Genomic DNA, 19,103 nt, shown 5'->3' on the forward strand with positions numbered 1-19,103 from the left:
ACCCCAAATGGGTCATTTAAGGTAACCGATGACCGCGTTGCGGTGGTAGGGAATTATGTGAAAATTCCACCGCGAGATCGTGGGACATAAGACAATCCCCATCTGCCCATGGCCCCTCTAAGGAGGTGTGGGTGCGGCGAGGCGGGAATAAAACTCTAAAAAAGCGGGTGCGACCACCTGGCCCACTTGGCGATCACTGTGGAATTTGCATCCAAGGCGATCAAATGAAGTGAGTGGAGAAGCTACTCCCTGAACCCATTGGCCAGCCACACAGAAGTATCGGTAGCCTGCTTCTGGATTTGCGATTCAATCTCTGGGTTCAAGCCAGCCACAAGAGAGAGAGGGGGAGTCTTGTAAAAAAACCTCGCCTGCGGATGGCAGGCGAGGTCACGATTGTCGTCAAATTGCGGTCAACCTTATTGGTTCAGCTCTTCCTCAATGACTTCTTTCATGTCGCGTGTCCCCAAGGACCCCCATAACCCGTAAGGGCTTGCGGTTCCGGGAGGAAGACCTGGTGCGTCGCGGCAGACGGTATTGCTTTCCAGGTTGCCGGTTTCGACGCTGTCGGTGATGAACACCACGGCTCCGTCACCCATCAACACGTGAGCACCACCGGAGTGGCGGCTACCCGCAGTTGAGATGACGCCAGGGTGATTGCCGTCATTATTTGCGGTCACGCAATTGGGGGCATTCGGAGGGAGAATAGTCAGGAACGCCGAGTAGTAAGCCCGCGAATCAGCCCAGCGACAGTGCTTGGATTGAGACAGGCTTCCACTTACCGTCGCACTTGGGTCATAGAACTGGGGGCGTAAGGGATCGATGTGAGGCCCTTCCTTGCAACGAGCAGGAATCAGAATCGTATTGTTAGTGACCTGCATGCTTGTGATGTTTCGGACAAAATCCGCACTGATCTCACGCTTGCCGCCTGAGGTGTTGACTTCGCCAGCAGCAATGGTGTTGGAGAGACCATCCAGAACATCACGGAACTTAGCTTCGTTACGATTCCAGAAGAATCCGCGTTGTGCAGCACGTGCTCGTGTCACAGACCAGTTTTCGTCCCGGTCGTTGAGGTTGCCCCAGAAACCGTAATCGTTGATCCCACCATTGTGAGCACGGTCATTGGCGTCACCAAGCGAACAAGCGTAATTCGTCCGTGCAAGCTGCCCCGGACCAAGTGCCTTTCCGGCGTCGCTTGGGCAGCGATAGGTCGGGACCTGAGTGACCCAGGGCACATAAGTGGTGACCCAGGGGCAAGGCCCCATCGCATTCCACGCTCCATTGACGCTAGCCGGTAAGGTCGCTCCAGCCGTGACCTGCTGACTGGGATTGGAGATCTGCTCCCACAACGCTTGCTGCTCGATGTAGGGCAAGATGGGCACCAACCAACTGACGAACAGTCGATTGCATTGGTTGGTCTGATCGGTCATGGATGGGACTCGCTTGGTCCCCGTCCCGTTCGTTGGCAATTGCTTGAACGAGCTGTGGTAGTTCTGAATCCCAAGACCGATCTGCTTGAAATTGTTGCTGCACGACATGCGTCGCGCGGCTTCGCGTGCTGCCTGAACTGCCGGTAGCAGCAGGCCAACAAGGATGCCAATGATGGCGATGACGACCAGCAGTTCCACTAAGGTGAAACCCGATCGCTGTGAGTGAACTTTCTGCGTGTGCATCAGTGAACTCCAGAAGAAGAAAAAGAAGAAAAAGCGAATGGATTCTTGAGTACAAGCCCATTTCCTCTTCCGACCTTAACGGAATACGCCACCACCATGGGCGACAAGCTGAAAAAAAACAGAAATTTTCTCGGAACCTTGCTCATCAGCTGGGGTTTTTCGCGGCTTCCGCCTGAGTGACAAATGCCGGCCAAGAGTGACCGATCTACGATTAAATCGGCAGCCTCGAGCTTCGGGAGAGATCAAAGGGATTTGCGGAGCACCCAGTGCCACAATCCTGGACTGCTCAAAGTTTGGTGTTGACATTGTTTTTTCAGTCCATGTTTTTGTCCCATGCATCGCAATCAAAGTGAGCCTCAGGCGCTAGCCCGGATATTGCATCCGAAAATTTGTTTCCCCCTATAGCGCAAGAGCCTTAGTCCTGGTATGCATTGGAGTTACAACACTTCACACATCCCAAGCCCAAGGCTCTCGGCAATGACAAAGCGTAATCGAAAACGAGCTGCACTGAAACGCCTCCGTCGCCAAGCTGTCGAGTTTGATTTTGATGGCGGAACGCTCACGTCCGACGCCGGATTGCTACTGCTTCGCGAAGTCGATCAACGACTCGGCCTGATCCGCCGAGTCGACGCTTGTATTGCCGATCCACGCGATCCTATCTACACCGCACATCCGCAGGCCGAGATCCTGACCAGTCGTATCTTTGGAATTGCGGCAGGCTACGAGGACGGCAACGATCACGCCCACTTGCGGCATGATGCAGCCTTTCAAGTCGCTGCCGGACGCACGCCTGCACAGAATGACTATGACAGCGACGAACACGTTCCTTTGGCCAGTCCGTCAACGCATTCACGTTTCGAAAATCGTGTCGATCGCAAAGCGATGCTGGCTATCCACGAAGAAATCGTAAACACCTTTCTGGACAGCTACGAGAAACCGCCCGAAGAAATCACCTTGGACTATGATGCCACAGATGATCCGACGCACGGCAATCAAGACAAAAACTACTTCAATGGATTCTACGACGGCCACTGTTTTCTGCCGCTGTACGTGTTCTGTGGCTATCAGTTGCTCGTCGCCTACCTACGTCCCAGCAGTTTTGGCGCAGCCCATCACGCTCGCGCGGTGACCAAACTGCTGGTTCAAAAGATTCGTTCGCGATGGCCGGAGACGAAAATCATTTTACGTGGCGATGGCGGATATTCTGATGAAAGACTCATGCGTTGGTGCGATAAAAACGACGTCTACTATGTCTTCGGATTGCCCAAGAACAACGTCTTGATCCGCAATATTGCCTGCGAAATGACCCGTGCTCGACTTGAGCATTTGAAATTTAAATCCACGCGAACGCTTTTCAAATGGTTCCGTTATCGCACTCAGGAAACATGGGACCGTCATCGCTGGGTTCTCGGCAAGGCGGAGCACGGCGACAAGGGAGCCAACCCGCGTTTCGTCGTGACAAACCTGCCCAGTGCCCAAGGGATCGTCGAGCCGACTTATCATCGCCCTCGCGTGGACGGCAAACAGGTTCGACAAATCCTCGATCCTGGAACGATCTGCAGTGTTGCTTGGAACCCGAAGGATTTCTATCGAGAACGTTATTGTCAGCGTTGTGAAATGGAGAATCGGATCAAGGAACAACAGATGTGTTTGTTTGCCGATCGAACCAGCTGCACAGACTTCATGGCCAATCAGTTTCGTTTGATTCTGTCGTCGTTGGCGTATGTGTTGGTCGACGGAATCCGCCGGTTGGCACTTCAGGGCACTACACATGCTCGGATGCGTGTGGATACGATCCGCTTGCGTCTGTTCAAGATTGCCGCGCGAGTGCGCGTGACTTGTCGGCGAGTGATTTTTCACCTTCCGACTCACTGCCCTAGCGCGAGTCTCTTTAACGAAGTCATGGCGCGTCTTTGCCGAAGCGACTAAGGGCGGCAACCCTCGAGGAAAACGCAACCACGAAGCGAATCATTCGCTTGGGGGAGGGGGGGCCTTCTGCGCGGCGCTGCGAAAGCCCCCATCAAAATCAAATCATTTCCCAAAAGCGGACGTATCGAACTCGCAACCCCGCGTCAATAACCGATGGATGCAATATCCGGGCTAGCCGTGGGCCGGCACCACAATCCGCCCGCAGGCCCACGGCTAGCGCCTGAGGCTCACTGGGGCCACCAGCTGCGCCGGCAGTAGGGAGATAAACTTGCGCAAACCCAAAAAGACACAACACCAAACTTTGAGCAGTCCACCACAATCCCAAGTTGTTCAGCCCACCCTCGTGCCCCACGCCGAGTGGCCCCGCCGAGTGGCCCGCACAGGCAGCCCGTACCGTGAATCTGGGGCGGCAATTTCCATGGCGACGAAGTGTAAGATGAAGTAATAATAGCGAGGTTGTCTCACGTCGTTTTCCCGTGATGAATCGAGTTTGGAGCAAAGAATTCCGATGAACCGACTCACTACTTTGGTTTTCACCCTGTCAGCAGGCTTCGTTCTGTCAGTAGGTTTTGTTCAGTTCCCAAGCGTGAATCTATCGGCTCAGCAGCCCACCCTGCGTCCTTTGGTTCCGTTCGCCGACGCCGATTCGTCGGCAACCGAAGGCACCGTGCCAGCCGAACAGCGAACCAGACAACAAATCGAACACTGGATCGAGCAACTCGGCTCCAAAGACGAGTCGATGCAGAACGCTGCCTCAGAGCATTTGAACCGTCTGGGGACGGACGCGCACGAGGCATTGGAAAACGTGGTCCGCAACGGTAGCCCTGAGGTGGCCGAGCGAGCATTGATGCTGTTGAAGCGGGCTTATGACAGCGATGAGCGATCCCGATCGTTCAGCGCCGCTGATGCCTTGCACCGTTTGGCCCAAAGTGATCTGCCGTTGTCCAAGCGAGCTGCTGAAATCCTGAGTGCTCCCACGGACGACCCTAATGACGTGGAAGCACTGCGACGTCGATTACAGCTTCGGGCACAGCGGAACCGGCAGCCCATGTTTCGCGGCGGACAAGTCGCTGGAGGACAAAGCATCAGCATCTCGGTGCGCAGCGTCAACGGTGTGCGAGAAATCACCGTCATTGAGAATGGTCGGACTTTTGAATTCAAAGACGTTAGCGGTGGCATCGAAGTCCAACGTCCCGACGAACAAGGCGGTATCAAACGCGAAGTTTATTCCGACGCGGACGAAATGAAAGAGAAGGACGCGGAGGCGTTCAGTGTCTATGAGCGCGCCAACGGAAACGGTAGCGGTATCCGAATGCAGATCGGTGGCGGCTTCGGAGATAACCTGTTCCCTGAATTGGGACCGATGTTGGATCCCTTTGATTCGGATCTGTTCGGTCGTCGGTTTCGGCGACCACGTGTTATGGTGCCAGCGGAGCCGAACCGTCCTGGTGATGTCGAAGAGAACGAAAACAACGGCGACCAACCTCGCTTAAGACTGTTGCCGATCGATCCCCGAGCGCCGCAGCCGCGACCGGGTCAACCGGCACCGCCCGCCGATCGGATCGAAGTCTAGCGGTCGCTGTGTGAGAAAGACATCAGAGGGCTTGTAAGCCGGGTTCTGTGACCGGACTGAAAAGTCCGGCCGACGATCATTTATCTGTGCGCGACGATTGCTCGTCGCCTCCATCGCGACCTACCCGAGTGTCGATAACGAAACGGACCGCCTCGTACGCTTGCGCGTTGCACCCTGTTTGGTCTAGCTCCGGATGGGGTTTACCCAGCCGCTTGAGTCACCTCAAACGCTGGTGCGCTCTTACCGCACCGTTTCACCCTTACCACGCATCCATCGAGATGGATCGTTCGGCGGTTTGCTTTCTGTTGCACTGGCCCTAACCTCACGGTCGGTCGACGTTATCGACCATCCTGTCCTACGGAGCCCGGACTTTCCTCCAGCCCAGTGAGCTAGGCCCACCGGCAACCAGCGATCGTCCCGCCCTCTGATGTCACCGCACAACATGACCGACCGCCGGCGATCTGGCAAGGTTCACAAGTCGGAACCGTAGCCGAAGGAGAGCGTTGAGTTTCTCAACGTATCTAGCGTATGACGCTGCCAAACGCCGTGAGCCGTGACGCGTGAGCGGACGGGTTTTGCACGTATCAAGTATCCATTTCAGTGCGTAATACCCGTAGCCTGACGGCCAGCGGCTCAGGGCCGATGACACCACCGAGCGTTTGGTAACACCACCATGCTAAGCGGGATGCTGGACTGCTCAAAGTTTCGGATTGGCATTGTTTTCTCAATCCATGTTGTCGTTCCATGCATCGCAATCAAGGTGAGCCTCAGGCGCTAGCCGTGGGCCGGCACCACAATCCGCCTCAGGCCCACGGCTAGCGCCTGAGGCTCACTGGGGGCCACCGGCAGCCTCAGGCCCACGGCTAGCGCCTGAGGCTCACTGGGGGCCACCGGCTGCGCCGGCAGTAGGGACATAAACATGCGCAAACCCTAAAAGACACAACACCAAACTTTGAGCAGTCCAGGCTCTACCGAATCGTTTTGGGTTGCTGGCGAATGGTTCCGGGGGACGTGATCACAAGGCAGTCCGGATTGAGTGCTTCTCGTTGTAAGTCTGAGATCGCAATATTCCCGCCGCGAAACATCTCCATCAAGAAAACTGGCACGAGTTTGTTCATTCGCTCACCGGCTTCTGTGACACTCAGCGATTTGCCGTGCAAGTCGTAGTACTCAAAATCATTGGCATCCAACGCACTGGGTTTGATTCCTGCGGAGACGGGGACCATCGGATCGACGATGGTTTCCGTATACGGGACATGCACGGTGTAGGTCTGTTCGACCTGATTGCCATTGACGTTAACCATTCGTGTGCGTTGTTCCGTTCGCATTTTCGTCACCATGTGTTCTCCCTCCTGCTTCTCCATTCGGAACGCCGGCAGCATCAGGATCAGCATGGAGTTCTCGCCGTCCAAGTCCATCTTGGCTTTGACCAACTGCGTCATCGACGGCGTTTGTCCTTGGTTGCCGGGCACTGCCAGGCCACGGATTATCTGCGCCGGCACTACACGCTGGATTTGTACCGCGGGCCCAACAGGTACCGGTCTGGCTGGCCCAACTTTTATCGGCCCATCTTGAGCGATCAGCAAGCCGCCGATCAACATTCCGACTAGCCAACCCATGCATCGAATCAACATCGTGATCTCCTAAGAAGTTTGAGCGATAGGCAGAGTATCTCGTGTTTTAAGGGGCAAAACCAGTATTCGATGATTGAACGGACAAAAAGAAATCTGCCGCCCCACGGAACCGTTCCCTCAGAACGACCGAATGAAGATGGCTGTGATTCACTGATGGCAACATGGTATAAAACAAACGGGAATGATCGTGTGTTTGCCTCTCCCGAATTGAGTGAAAGTTTTTGATTAGGTTACCGATGTCCGTCAACAGAGTTTGCCACGTCTCGCTTTTTTTCCTGACTATCCTGTTGCTCGTGCCCCTTGGGTGCCGGCAACCGACGGAAGCGGAAATCGCATCGGCTAAGGTGCAAAAGGTGCGTGATAATCCGGAAATGCCGGACTTCGAGGCCATTCAATTGCTCGCTGAAGCCTATTTCAAGACCGATGCTGTCAGGATGGATGAAAGCAACCGTGTCGTGATTGAGGCGCGTGCTGCTAATTTGTCATCCATGGTCGATATCGGTCAGGATTTGGGAGATGCGAAGCAACGTGCCAAGCGAGGGACCCTGTTCTTCTTTTTGCAGCAACTGCGGAAATTCACACAATCGATAAGCAATCGCCAATTCGATGCAATGGACATCACGATTCAAACAGCCGTCAATCAAGGTGATGGTGTGAACTGGGTTCCCACGTATCAGTTTGTCCTGGAAAAGCAAAAAATGGCGGACTTTGAAATGTTGTTCGACAAGATGGACACCGCGTTTGGGCAGCCCAACCAAGACTTTGATCGCATATTTGACGCTTCATTTCCTCGACTGGAAAAGATCTGGGACGTGAAGCTCGATGCTTTCGATGAGTTTGTCTACCAACGCAATTGAGAGATAGATGCGATGGTATCAACTGCTCAGGGTAGCAATGATCGCTGAGCAGGAATTTTCGCTTTTCGTCGGATTGAATTCGGCAATTTTGAAAGCGAGTTGTGCAATCGGTCTGCTGGACCGCTACATTCGGGGCAGGCAACTCGGTTGAGCAACATTGTCAAAGGGCATTTTTATCCGCGAAATACATTTCAGGAGAACGGCGATGAGCTCGGTAAAAAGACATGGTTTTACGTTGGTGGAGTTGCTGGTGGTGATCGCAATCATCGGCATTCTGGTTGGTTTGCTTCTGCCAGCGGTTCAGGCAGCACGTGAAGCGGCGCGACGAATGAGTTGCAGCAACAACTTCAAACAAATCGGGCTTGGGATTCAGAATTATCATTCCAACTATAAACAATTGCCGACTCACGGAACGGGCACGCAACCGGGCGTTCCCGACGCGTATTTTCGAACCTCCACTCAAGGAAACCGTTATCGATTGAGCATGTTGGTACCGATCTTGCCGTTCATTGAGCAGCAATCGCTTTGGGAGCAGATCAGCAATCCCAATGCGCAGCGAACCGACGGGGACACAATGGCTGCGGTCGGCACGCCGACGAATCCTTGGCCTCCCATGGGGCCAACGCCCGAGGTGATCCAGTACATTCCATGGACGACAGAAGTCCCCACCTACCGATGCCCGAGTGATCCGGGATTTGGGCTTCCCGCGTTAGGGCGAACCAACTATGCCGCATGTCTGGGAGACTCCTGTTGGCGATTGTATTTCGGTCCCTACAACAACGACCGGACGGCGAAGCCTCAGGGTGCTGTGTTGCAAGCGCAAGCCGCCCATCGCGGTTTCTTTAAGCCTCTGCAGGAATCAAAATTCCGCGACATCCTTGATGGACTCTCCAACACCATTGCGATGGGTGAAATCATTTCGTATCTGGGTGACAACAGCATTCGTGGTCAAGTGACCGAGTCGGCGGCGAATTCCAGCGCACCAGGCGTATCGCTTACCAGTATCCGTGATAATCCATCGGTCTGTTTGCCATTGATCAATCCTCAGCGTCCCAGGTTTTGGGACCCGACATACAACATGATCTCACGACGTCTGTTTGCTCGTGGGTACAGGTGGGCAGATCAAGGCCCTTTCTTTACGGGCTGCTTGACCATCCTGCCTCCCAACCGAGAGATCTGTGGTCCCTACAACACGCTGGGAACGACACTCATCGCAACCATGTCCAGCCAGCACACCGGCGGTTGTCATGTCTTGATGGGTGACGGTGCGGTAACGTTCGTCAGTGATTCTGTCGAAGCGGGTGATTCCACGGCCGGCAGCGTTTGGCTCAATGGGACCGGCGCACAGATACCGGGTTCCCCAAGTCCCTATGGTCTTTGGGGTTCGTTGGGAACACGCGCCGCCAGCGAAGTCGTCGACGAAGCGTTGTGAATTCGCGACGCGTTCACGATCGTCAGTAAGGATGCTGATGGTATAAAGGTTCTTGTTTTTGAATGTCCCTCCGAATTCCTCCGATCAGTTTGAGTCATCCAAATGAAATTGTTCACGACACCGTTTGCCCTCACCGTCTTGTTGACCGCATTTGTCCTTGGGTGTGGCGATGGCACGCCAAAGAAATCAACCGATGGCGCCGATGCGCAAGCCATCGCTGACTATGAAGCCGCAGTCGCAGCAACGGAACAACAGAACGTGGAGAGCGGCGTCGACAAAGATCAATAGGTTCCGTGGATGGTGGATGCAGTGGCACTGCAAAATCACGCGACCATGATTAAGCGGGCATGATTAAGCGGGCACGATTAAGCGGTGGACGTTCGGCAATTCGGATCACGCGTTGGCGGTCGACGCGATGACGAGATCCGCTTTGCCGGGAAGCCATGCGTTCAGGCGTTGCAGAAACAGCGCCGCATCACCGTCGGGGCTGAGCCATCGAGAGTCGTCGGTCTGGCAAATACGTGCGTACCAGTCTCTCCATGACGCGGCGATTTCCTCGAACCTTTCCCCCGAAATCGGCTGTGGGACAAGCTGTAATCGGCTGACTTTGGCGATGCGCTGCAAATGCACCAGCCGACCCGCATCGGCGGCGTAGCGTTGACCTTGGTCGTACACGCGACGCAGTTCACCCGATCCGTTGAATTGAAACACGGGTTCTTCGCCGCAATAGATGCTCGCTTGTCCTCCGCTGCGGAATCCGATGACCACTCGCGTTCCTCCCACCATCGCTGCACATCGCAGCGACATCTGATGTCCGTCTCGTAGTAAGTCTTCGTGATCGTTAGACATGAGGTGTACTGTTTGGAAGGTGTCTGCAGTGAAGGACACGAATTGTAATCATCCGACACGCGATAGCGCCCAATTCTTGTCCGCTGTCACCTCCCCAAGGAACTCGGGGGAGGGGGCCTGTCTGCGTAAGTGAGTGTTTGGGATTGGCAAAACGCTTGGCGAGGCACGCTTTCGATTTGTTGAATCGAGCGACGATTGTCGTTCGACTTTCCAAGTCGAAAACGAACGCCGCCATACGCCCAAATGCAAACCATACGCCGTATGCGCAACGGTTACGTTCCCAGCTGCGTTGAGGGGCGTGACAGAAACTTGCGGAGCGAGACAGTGCAACATCCCCGTACTATTGAACAAGCCGCTAGCCCGGATTATTCACGCGACTCCCTACAGTCTTCGCAATACGTTTGCACGAAACGGCTTACGCGGATTGGCACGAAGACAGTCTGCGCATATCAGCCGCCACGCGATAGCGTCCGGTTCTCACGCCTGTCATCGGGAACCGGACGCTATCGCGCTGCGGCTGATGAATCGCCTGGGCTAGCGCTGGATGAGACCGGTGGCTATTCTGTCAACGCAAGAGGATGACAGGTTCCTTGAATGGATCGTAAATGGATTGGCCCGACCGTTCGGCTATCGACACTGATGGGAACGTTGTCGCCCAACACAAAGCATTCGTTTTCTGACAAGGTGAACGGATAGCGTGAGCGATCATGGTGGCGATTCAAGCGGTACTCCACGCTGCGAGAAACGGAAAGCCCTTCGATGGTTACTTCGCTGGTCTCTGTGTCGCTGGTCTCTGTGTCGCCGGCAATGCGGATGGCGATGGGGAGGTTGGCAGAGACCGGCTGGTTTTCACTTGCGGCGGCATCCCACACGCATGCCGTCAAAGTCGTGAATCCGGATGAGGATGCGGGGAGGTGCGACTCATGTAATCGATGTCCCTCCGGAGTCCAGAATGCGACTTGGACGTTCAACGCGAAATCGGAGCGAAATGATGCGTCGAGCCAGAGTCGATCGACCGGAGATAGTTTGCGACGCACGGAAGTGTTCATCGGGTAGTCATCCAATACCGGTCCGTCGCGACCGGCATTGTGTGGATCTTGGTGACGATAGACGATCCACTCCGACTCTCTGATGTCTAGCGCATTCTTGGATGACCAATGGTTCGATGTTGATCGGAGCCACGACGATGGCAACGCTAATGAATGCCAACGCATGAGGTCGCTGCTGACATCGACCCTCGGCGATTGGGTGGGCGCCAAGAGATCTTCGACTCGTTGACCGTTGATCAGAATCCTGGGTCGATCGTCGCTTGCCGGATCAAGCGAGACCGTGTCCCCTGGCAAGCCCACCAGACGTTTGACGTGTTGCTGGTCTTCCCAAGTCACGGCAACCAATTCACCACGCGATAGTTGCCGTGGATCGATGGTGGTGACCGTGACGACGTCAGCGGGCAGAGCACTTGCGTTCTCGAAATCGCTTGGCATGAATCGCTTGCCACAATGCAGGCACGCCAGCGTTGAATTGGGGGCCGGCATGGAATCGGTCGGTATGGAATCGGCATCGACTGTCAACGGATGTTCGCAATGAGAGCAGACAATCTGGCGTGCGCTACCGATCAACGTGGGGGCCATCGAGTTGCCCGAGACTGCAAAAATTTGCACGGGTGCAATGGGGGGGCGGATTTCGCGTTTGGCCGATCGGAGTCCGAGTTTCCATCCGGTGACCACCGCCGAAATTGCGATTGCAGCGGCGAAAAAACAGAAAATCGCCCCGGTGGAGCGAGCGAGGGGAGTTGAAACTTGCGATGGATCAGGCACGCTGAAATCCCGGTAAACGAATGTCGCCTGCAGTGCTATACTGACGCCTTATCTTAACACCGCTCGTCTCATCTCCCGCAAATTTCATCGGTACATGTCTCAAGCAATTCCAACGGATGACCCGTCGGCGACCGCCAAGGCACAGGCTCCCACCTCACCAACGCGTACCGCACAGGATCATCTGTCCAAAAACGCTGTGGCAGACGGCTCGTCCTGTCCACCGCCCTCACCTGGAGAGTCGTCCATCGAGGCGACCGCTGAAAGCTCTGGCGCGAGACGGGGGCGCATGGGGGCGGTCAACGGCGTTCGCGTGCTGGCCACGGGATCGTACGTGCCGCCCAACATCGTCACCAATGAGGATTTGGCGGCGCTGGGATGCGACAGCGAGTGGATCATTCGCCGCACCGGAATCCGGGAGCGACGTCGTGCATCGGACGATCAAGCGACAAGTGATCTTTGCTACGAGGCTGCCTTGCGTTGCATGGAGACCGCTGGCGTCACGGCGGACCAGATCGACTTGATCATTGTCGCCACCATCACCCCTGATCATCCGACACCATCGACCGCGTGTCACTTGCAACGTCGGCTGGGATGCATTGCCCCGTCGATGGATGTCAACGCGGCATGTGCAGGATTCATGTATGCGATGACGACGGCGGCGCAGTTCGTTGCTGCGGGCAACAGCAAGTGCGCATTGGTCGTCGGCGCGGACTTGATGAGCAGAACCGTCAATCCGGACGACAAGAAAACGTATCCGCTGTTCGGCGATGGTGCCGGTGCGGTCCTGTTGGCCCCGGATTCGTCGACGGATTCCCCGGCGGGCATATTGTCGTACCAGTTGGGCAGCGAAGGTTGCGGCGGCGAGATGTTGTGTATCCCCGCGGGCGGAACACGTCACCTGTTGACGCCGGAAGCACACGAAAGTGGCTTGCAGTACTTGACCATGGATGGCCGTGGTGTGTTCAAGTGGGCCGTTCGCGTGTTTGACGAAAGCGCCAAAGACGTGTTGGAAACCGCAGGCATCCAGCCGAGTGAACTGGCGTTGGTCGTCCTGCATCAAGCCAACCAGCGAATCATCGATTCAGCGGTGGCGGACCTCGGTGTGGAGCGTGATCGCGTGTTCGTCAACCTGGATCGCTATGGCAACACGTCCGGGGCCAGCATTCCGCTGGCTTTGGATGAAGCCATCCGGGAGGGCAAGCTACAGCGAGGTGACAAGGTACTGCTGTGCGGTTTCGGTGCCGGACTCGCATGGGGCACCGCGGTCCTGCAGTGGTGAGCTTTCAGCAGCCGCTCACTAGAGGAACACATCACCAATCAGTGGCGTAGTGGCCTGGCACAACTTATCATTAGGGTAGTGGATCTTGTTAAAGATCCTGCAGCTTGACTTTAGGGTAGTGGATCTTGTTGAAGATCCTGTAGCGGTGGGATCTTTGACAAGCTCCACTACGGCAAACCCTCATTTCTAGCTGTCCCAGACTACTAGGTGCGCTAGCCCGGATTATTCACGCGACTCAATACGGTCATCGCAACACGTTTGCGTGAAACGGCTTACGCGGATTGGCAGAAAAACAGTCTGCGCAGATCAGCCGCCACGCGATAGCGTCCGGTTCTCACGCCTATGCTCGGGAACCGGACGCTATCGCGTGCCGGCTGATGAATAATCCGGGCTAGTAGATCGTGCGTTATTCCTTACTGCTGCATTTCGCAGATCGTGAGCGCGTCGGCGGCGATGGTTGCATCCAGGATGGGCGAATGCTTGCCAGTGTCCACCGATTCAGCAGCAGCATTGATCTCGGCGACGAATGAACTGACGGGATCGCCGTCGCCCAACTCGGGGCGTTCGACGGTGCCGTCGGCGTGCATGATCGTCAGTGGAATCAGTGCCGTCGAACCGTCCGCGTAGGCGGCGAACTCAAATTGCACCGTGGCCCGCTCAAAGCTGACTTCGTAACCGTGGGTGAATCCGCGTGCGGGTGAGTTGATCACACCGCCGCCCGCGGAGACCGCGAGCTGTGAATCGGCGAACTCAAACACGCTCTCGTAAAATTGTGGGACGCCCTTGAGTGGTCGACTGACCGTATGGGCCGCCGTCGGCATGCCGAACAACAGGCGAATCAAGTGAGCGTCGTGAACATGCAAATCGATCAGAGGACCGCCGACTCGCTTGCTATCGTAGAAATCCGGGATCCAGTCCGGTGGGCTGATCGTCCGCTTGAATCGTCCCGCAATGGGCTTGCCCCAGCGGCCGTCATTCGCTGCGTCCACCAGTAACTGAAACTCGGGCATGAAAGGCAAGATGTGCGCAACAAGCAGTTGCCCTGGAGCCGCTTGGCTGGCCAATGCGTGGGCGGTTCGAGCGGAAAGCGCCAAAGGTTTTTCGCACAGCACTTTTTTTCCAGCGGCAAAACATTTTCCGATCGCATCGGGGTGCAGTGCCGGAGGCAAGCAGATATCGATCAGATCGATCGACTCATCCGCTAGCATCGAATCGAGTCCTTCGTAGACATTCATGCTGCTGACATCGATTTGTTCCCCGGGGGGACCAAAATTGCCATGGATGCCACGCCAATCGCCGGCGCGTTTTTTGGGATCGCGACTGCAGAAAGCGACCAATTCGGCTTGTTCACTTCGTTGGTAGGCCAGATAGTGAATCCAACTCATGAATCCAACGCCTACGATACCAGCACGCATGAAGTTTTCTCCTTAGCAATGAACGTTATCCAGATAGAATGATCGGTGATCCTTCAGGCGGGTAAAAGACCACGCGAACAGAAATCGATCCGAATTCCCATACTTTGTCCAATCCAGTATCCATGACCAAGTTTTTTTCAGCCGTATCGATGCGATTCACTTTTGTTTGTGGCCTGTTGATGTGCTGTATGCACGCGACGCCGGCCGGTGCTCAGGAGTGGCCGCAGTGGCGTGGTCCCAATGGTGACAACCATGCGGCGGCCGACGCCAGCGCGCCGCTGAAATGGGACTTGCAGACCGGCGAGAACGTGATCTGGAAAACCCGTTTGCCCGGCCGCGGCCATTCGACCCCCGTGATCATCGACGAAGGAATCTTTCTGACCACGGCGGACTCCGCAGACGAGACTCAGTCGCTGCTCAAACTTGATCGTGTGAGCGGAAAGCTCATCGACCGTTGGGTCTTGCACCGTGGTGACTTGCCTCGCCGAATTCATCCGAACAACTCGTACGCTTCGCCTTCAGTGGCCTTTGATGGACACCAACTGTATGTCGCATTTCAGACCAGCGACGCGATCCATCTGACAGCGATGACGCCTGATGGCCGGGAGGTGTGGGCCAAGCGAGTCAGTGATTTCAAGCCGGCGCAATTCGAGTTCGGTTACGGAGCCAGCCCGATCGTGGAAGGCGAGCTAGTGATCGTTGCCGCTGAGTACGACGGACCGGATAGCGGTCTGTACGGTTTGAGTACGCGGACGGGGGAGCAAGTTTGGAAAGTACCTCGTCCGAGCAATCTTAATTTTGCCACGCCCATCGTCGCCACGATTGCTGGTCAACGACAGTTGCTGATCGCCGGCGCAAACACGATCGATGCATACGATCCATTGACCGGCCGAACGCTGTGGCAAGTCGACGCGACGACGGAAGCGATCTGTGGAACGATCGCTGTTGACGGACGCCGCATCTTGGTCAGCGGCGGCAATCCGGTCTCAGGCACTTGGTGTGTGACGGGTGACGCGACGGGCAAGCTGCTGTGGGAAAACGGAGTGAAGTGCTATGAGCAGTCGTTGCTGACGATCCCGAATCACGTGTTCGCGATTGCAGACAATGGTGTGGGCTACTGTTGGCGAACGATGGATGGCAAAGAGATGTGGCGGAGTCGTTTGTTCGCGGGCGGCGTCAGCGCATCCCCGACGCTGATCGGCAATCGCGTTTACGCGGCGAATGAATCCGGCGAGGTGGCCATCTTTTCGGCGTCACCGGATCGATTCGAACCGCTTGCCAAAATCCAGACGGGCGATTCGATCTTTGCGACTCCCATTGCCGTCGGCGATCGCCTCTACATTCGCACCGGAATCAACGAAAACGGTCGCAGACAAGAATACTTGATCGCACTGGGCAGCCACTGAGCGAGACATCGATCGAATGGAATGAGGCTGTACTCGGTCAATTACCGCAGGCTTCGGCGAGCCCGGAATATTCATCAGCCGCCACGCGATAGCGTCCGGTTCCCGCGTACGGGAGAACGAACCGGACGCTATCGAGTGGCGGCTGAAATGCGCAGACTGTTTTCGCTCCATTCCGCATGAGCGTTTCATGCAGACGTATTGCGAAGACAACCATCCAGCCTCAGCGGGGCCGGATGATCTGTTCCAGGTACTTGTCGGCGTCGCGGGTCATTGCTTCACGTTCCTCGCTCGCGATTTCGACTGCCGTTTTCACTTTCGGCTTGGGCTCGGGTGTCAGCCGAAACCCGCTCGCTTTCCAAGCCAGCAGCCAACGACCGGCGGCCGTCACGATCATCGGAGGTGCGGATGCCAGAGCGCCGGCCAATAGCGGCACCAAACCCACTTGCAGCAGGAACACAGGCTCCATGGCAGCGCCGTAGTCAGGATCCATCTGCAGTCCGATCGACGAAACCATGTCGATCACCGTGCTGGCAAGCCCTGCGGCAACAGGCAAGAACGTGAGCGGAAAGAACGCGGTCAACAAGGACTCTTTGCGAGTCCGAAAGTACAACAGCAAGGAGACGATCGTCAGGATCGCGGAGATGACGATCAAGCCGATGGTGAGCGGGACGCCGCACAGTTGGAGAAGCAAAGAGAGGTTCATGGACGATTCAAAAAAGCTGGCAATTCAGAGTAAGCCGAGCGGAGAGTGAATCGTTTGGATGCGATGCTGTCCAGACGCGAGATTGAGAATCCTGGCTTCTTCGCGGAATCTTAGCGAATGCCGACAGACCTCTGGCGATTTTGGCAAAATAGGCCGGACTTGCGTCCGGCCTAGCCCGGATGATTCACGCGACTGGACTGCTCAAAGTTTGGGGTTGACCTTGTTTTTTCAGTCCATGTTTTCGTTCCATGCAACGCAATCAAAGTGAGCCTCAGGCGCTAGCCGTGGGCCGGCACCACAATCCGCCTCAGGCCCACGGCTAGCGGGCTGTTGATTTAGTGAGCCGCGACGCGTAAGCGGCCGGGCCTACCGCATTGCCCGGTGCCTTACGGCCCACGGCTCACCCGCGTTCCCAGTTTCGATTAAATCAACAGGCCACTAGCAATGGGCCGGCACCACAATCCGCCTCAGGCCCACGGCTAGCGCCTGAGGCTCACTGGGGCCGCCCGCTGCGCCGGCAGTAGGGACATAAACTTGCGCAAACCCAAATAGACACAACACCAAACTTTGAGCAGTCCAGGTTATTCGAACGAAAACCGAAACTGGGGTTCTATTCCAGGATCATGTCGTCAACGGTCTTGCCGCCGGGGATCATCGGCAGCACGTGTTCTTGGTAAGGCACTTGAACGTCCAGCAGGTAAGGACCTTTGTGGTCGATCATTTCGCGGATGGCACCTTCCAAATCGGATTTCTTTCGGATCGTCGACGCGCCACAACCGTAGCCCTGAGCGATTTTCACGAAATCTGGATAGCGATCTTCTGCGTAGGCGAAACGATCCGCGTCACTCGGTCCGCTGGCTTCGTTATGGCGAATGGGGCCGAGATAAGTGTGAGCCCGATTGCGTCCCATGAAACGGTCTTCCCATTGAACGACCATGCCGAGGTGTTGGTTGTTGAGCAAGAACACCTTCACGGGCAATTCTTCGCAGAAGCAAGTTGCCAGTTCTTGGATGTTCATCTGAAAACTACCGTCACCGTCGATGTCGATGACCAATGAGTTTGGCAGAGCGGCTTGAACGCCCATGGCAGCCGGCAGGCCGAAACCCATCGTTCCCAAGCCGCTGCTGCTGTGCCAAGTGCGTGGCTTGCGGAACTTGTAGAACTGGGCGGCCCACATCTGGTGTTGGCCCACACCGACGGTGATTTGCGTGTCCATGTCGGCGGTGATATCGCTTAACACGCTGATGGCATGCTGCTGCAGAATTCCGTCGAACTTGTCGTCGTAATGGAACGGATACTTTGCCTTCAGCTCAGCGCAGTTCTTTCGCCATGGATCGATGTCGGTGCGTTGAACCACTTTGTTCAGCTCGGTCAGGACTTGTTTCACATCACCGCGAACGGGAATGTGAGCTTCCTTGTTCTTGTTCAGCTCCGAGCCGTCGATGTCGACGTGAATGATTTTTGCGTCCTTCGCGAACGCTTCGACCTTGCCGGTCACGCGATCATCGAACCGGACGCCCAAGGCGATCAGCAGGTCACAGTCTCGTACGGCATAGTTTGCGTAGGCGGCACCGTGCATCCCCAGCCAGTCCATCGAGCACTCGTGCTCGGGCGGAACGGCACCGATGCCCATGATCGTGGTCACAGTCGGGATACCGGTCTTGGTGATGAATTCACGCAACTCTTCGCTGGCGTTGCCCAACACGATTCCGCCACCGGCGTAGATAACGGGTCGACGAGCAAGCTTGATCGCGGCGGCGATTTGGCGAATCGTTTCCGAGGGAACGACCGGTGGGACGGACTCGTATCCCGGCAAGTGCATCGGAGGATCCAAGTCGACCTCGGCGACATCGCTGAGCTGGACGTCTTTTGGCAAGTCCACCAAGACGGGCCCGGGGCGTCCCGTGCTGGCGATGTGAAACGCTTCCTTCATCACCCGCGGCAAATCCTTGATGTCGGTCACCAAGTAGTGGTGCTTGGTGATTCCGCGGCAGATCTCCGCCATCGGCGTTTCTTGGAACGCGTCCGTACCGATCGCGGCTGTGGGAACTTGGGCGGAAATGCACAGCATGGCAATGCTATCGAGTTTTGCATCCGCGATCGCGGTCACCAGGTTCGTCGCGCCGGGACCGCTGGTCGCCATCACCACGCCGACTTTTCCGGTCGCACGGGCGTAGCCCTGCGCTGCGAAGGCTCCGCCTTGCTCGTGGCGAGGCAAAATCGTTCGAATGGATTCACCAAAGCGGGTGAGGGCTTGGTGCAGGGGCATGCTGCATCCGCCGGGATAGGCGAACAAGACTTCTACACCATGATCGACCAGTGATTTGACAAGGATATCGGCTCCGGTCATCACACGACTGTCGGTATTGGTGGCGTTTGCAGTGCTCATCGCGGCGAAAATCAAATTCCAAAGTGAAGGTTACAGGAACACCCGATAGCGGGAGTACGTTAAGCGGTTCTTAGCGGGGGACAAAAAACTGACGTTTACGCCGCCGACAAAAAACTCGACCCTATCCGCTAACGTAAGTTCGCACCGAAA

At 56.0% G+C, this 19,103-nt stretch carries 14 protein-coding genes and 1 other RNA gene; 7 read left to right on the top strand and 8 right to left on the bottom strand.

Going from position 1 to position 19,103, the window contains the following annotated elements; genetic code table 11:
• Window positions 1–416: 416 nt before the first annotated feature.
• Window positions 417–1,670, bottom strand: a complete 1,254-nt coding sequence (locus tag Pla52nx_RS10890; RefSeq protein WP_146521704.1) for a DUF1559 domain-containing protein — start codon at window positions 1,668–1,670, stop codon at window positions 417–419.
• Window positions 1,671–2,147: 477 nt separating this feature from the next.
• On the opposite strand from Pla52nx_RS10890, the gene Pla52nx_RS10895 reads away from it, so the two are divergent.
• Window positions 2,148–3,599, top strand: coding sequence for an IS1380 family transposase (locus Pla52nx_RS10895; protein WP_342190172.1), 1,452 nt, complete (start codon window positions 2,148–2,150; stop codon window positions 3,597–3,599).
• A gap of 508 nt (window positions 3,600–4,107) precedes the next feature.
• Entirely contained in the window at window positions 4,108–5,172 is a 1,065-nt protein-coding gene (locus Pla52nx_RS10900; protein ID WP_146523259.1) for a hypothetical protein, read from the top strand.
• 18 nt (window positions 5,173–5,190) lie between these two features.
• On the opposite strand, the gene rnpB is transcribed toward Pla52nx_RS10900, so the two are convergent.
• Together rnpB and Pla52nx_RS10910 are read right to left on the bottom strand one after the other, a co-directional pair.
• Window positions 5,191–5,600: RNase P RNA component class A (gene rnpB / locus Pla52nx_RS10905), an RNA gene on the bottom strand.
• 540 nt (window positions 5,601–6,140) lie between these two features.
• Window positions 6,141–6,806: a hypothetical protein gene (locus tag Pla52nx_RS10910; protein WP_146523258.1), complete on the bottom strand. Its 666-nt coding sequence runs from the start codon at window positions 6,804–6,806 to the stop codon at window positions 6,141–6,143.
• A 236-nt stretch (window positions 6,807–7,042) separates the two neighbouring features.
• Here Pla52nx_RS10910 and Pla52nx_RS10915 point away from each other — a divergent pair, with 236 nt between their 5' ends.
• From Pla52nx_RS10915 to Pla52nx_RS10925, 3 genes are all read left to right on the top strand, one after another.
• On the top strand, window positions 7,043–7,663 hold the full coding sequence (locus tag Pla52nx_RS10915; RefSeq protein ID WP_146523257.1) for a hypothetical protein: 621 nt from the start codon (window positions 7,043–7,045) through the stop codon (window positions 7,661–7,663).
• 205 nt (window positions 7,664–7,868) lie between these two features.
• Window positions 7,869–9,095, top strand: coding sequence for a DUF1559 domain-containing protein (locus Pla52nx_RS10920; protein ID WP_146523256.1), 1,227 nt, complete (start codon window positions 7,869–7,871; stop codon window positions 9,093–9,095).
• Window positions 9,096–9,197: 102 nt separating this feature from the next.
• Window positions 9,198–9,383 carry a hypothetical protein gene (locus tag Pla52nx_RS10925; RefSeq protein WP_146523255.1) on the top strand — a complete coding sequence of 62 codons (186 nt, stop codon included), beginning with the start codon at window positions 9,198–9,200 and terminating at the stop codon, window positions 9,381–9,383.
• Window positions 9,384–9,488: 105 nt separating this feature from the next.
• On the opposite strand, the gene Pla52nx_RS10930 is transcribed toward Pla52nx_RS10925, so the two are convergent.
• Entirely contained in the window at window positions 9,489–9,944 is a 456-nt protein-coding gene (locus Pla52nx_RS10930) for a hypothetical protein (RefSeq protein ID WP_146523254.1), read from the bottom strand.
• A 557-nt stretch (window positions 9,945–10,501) separates the two neighbouring features.
• Window positions 10,502–11,605 carry a S26 family signal peptidase gene (locus tag Pla52nx_RS10935; RefSeq protein WP_146523253.1) on the bottom strand — a complete coding sequence of 368 codons (1,104 nt, stop codon included), beginning with the start codon at window positions 11,603–11,605 and terminating at the stop codon, window positions 10,502–10,504.
• Between the two features lie 250 nt (window positions 11,606–11,855).
• Between Pla52nx_RS10935 and Pla52nx_RS10940 the strand changes: the two genes are divergently transcribed.
• Window positions 11,856–13,040, top strand: a complete 1,185-nt coding sequence (locus Pla52nx_RS10940; RefSeq protein ID WP_231742750.1) for a beta-ketoacyl-ACP synthase III — start codon at window positions 11,856–11,858, stop codon at window positions 13,038–13,040.
• A gap of 413 nt (window positions 13,041–13,453) precedes the next feature.
• Here Pla52nx_RS10940 and Pla52nx_RS10945 read toward each other — a convergent pair whose 3' ends face one another.
• On the bottom strand, window positions 13,454–14,455 hold the full coding sequence (locus Pla52nx_RS10945) for a Gfo/Idh/MocA family protein (protein WP_146523252.1): 1,002 nt from the start codon (window positions 14,453–14,455) through the stop codon (window positions 13,454–13,456).
• A gap of 122 nt (window positions 14,456–14,577) precedes the next feature.
• On the opposite strand from Pla52nx_RS10945, the gene Pla52nx_RS10950 reads away from it, so the two are divergent.
• On the top strand, window positions 14,578–15,861 hold the full coding sequence (locus tag Pla52nx_RS10950; RefSeq protein WP_146523251.1) for a PQQ-binding-like beta-propeller repeat protein: 1,284 nt from the start codon (window positions 14,578–14,580) through the stop codon (window positions 15,859–15,861).
• A 220-nt stretch (window positions 15,862–16,081) separates the two neighbouring features.
• Here Pla52nx_RS10950 and Pla52nx_RS10955 read toward each other — a convergent pair whose 3' ends face one another.
• Window positions 16,082–16,564 carry a hypothetical protein gene (locus Pla52nx_RS10955; protein ID WP_146523250.1) on the bottom strand — a complete coding sequence of 161 codons (483 nt, stop codon included), beginning with the start codon at window positions 16,562–16,564 and terminating at the stop codon, window positions 16,082–16,084.
• 610 nt (window positions 16,565–17,174) lie between these two features.
• Window positions 17,175–18,953: a biosynthetic-type acetolactate synthase large subunit gene (ilvB, locus tag Pla52nx_RS10960; protein WP_231742749.1), complete on the bottom strand. Its 1,779-nt coding sequence runs from the start codon at window positions 18,951–18,953 to the stop codon at window positions 17,175–17,177.
• Window positions 18,954–19,103 lie beyond the last annotated feature (150 nt).

Source organism: Stieleria varia (assembly GCF_038443385.1).
GTDB lineage: Bacteria > Planctomycetota > Planctomycetia > Pirellulales > Pirellulaceae > Stieleria > Stieleria varia.

Bases quoted from the DNA above. Each gene is read 5' to 3' on its own strand.
- Pla52nx_RS10925 (WP_146523255.1), top strand. From the start codon at position 9,198: ATGAAATTGTTCACGACACCGTTTGCCCTCACCGTCTTGTTGACCGCA.
- Pla52nx_RS10955 (WP_146523250.1), bottom strand. From the start codon at position 16,564: ATGAACCTCTCTTTGCTTCTCCAACTGTGCGGCGTCCCGCTCACCATC.
- Pla52nx_RS10950 (WP_146523251.1), top strand. From the start codon at position 14,578: ATGACCAAGTTTTTTTCAGCCGTATCGATGCGATTCACTTTTGTTTGT.
- Pla52nx_RS10945 (WP_146523252.1), bottom strand. From the start codon at position 14,455: ATGCGTGCTGGTATCGTAGGCGTTGGATTCATGAGTTGGATTCACTAT.
- Pla52nx_RS10930 (WP_146523254.1), bottom strand. From the start codon at position 9,944: ATGTCTAACGATCACGAAGACTTACTACGAGACGGACATCAGATGTCG.
- Pla52nx_RS10940 (WP_231742750.1), top strand. From the start codon at position 11,856: ATGTCTCAAGCAATTCCAACGGATGACCCGTCGGCGACCGCCAAGGCA.
- ilvB (WP_231742749.1), bottom strand. From the start codon at position 18,953: ATGAGCACTGCAAACGCCACCAATACCGACAGTCGTGTGATGACCGGA.
- Pla52nx_RS10920 (WP_146523256.1), top strand. From the start codon at position 7,869: ATGAGCTCGGTAAAAAGACATGGTTTTACGTTGGTGGAGTTGCTGGTG.
- Pla52nx_RS10915 (WP_146523257.1), top strand. From the start codon at position 7,043: ATGTCCGTCAACAGAGTTTGCCACGTCTCGCTTTTTTTCCTGACTATC.
- Pla52nx_RS10895 (WP_342190172.1), top strand. From the start codon at position 2,148: ATGACAAAGCGTAATCGAAAACGAGCTGCACTGAAACGCCTCCGTCGC.
- Pla52nx_RS10910 (WP_146523258.1), bottom strand. From the start codon at position 6,806: ATGTTGATTCGATGCATGGGTTGGCTAGTCGGAATGTTGATCGGCGGC.
- Pla52nx_RS10900 (WP_146523259.1), top strand. From the start codon at position 4,108: ATGAACCGACTCACTACTTTGGTTTTCACCCTGTCAGCAGGCTTCGTT.
- Pla52nx_RS10890 (WP_146521704.1), bottom strand. From the start codon at position 1,670: ATGCACACGCAGAAAGTTCACTCACAGCGATCGGGTTTCACCTTAGTG.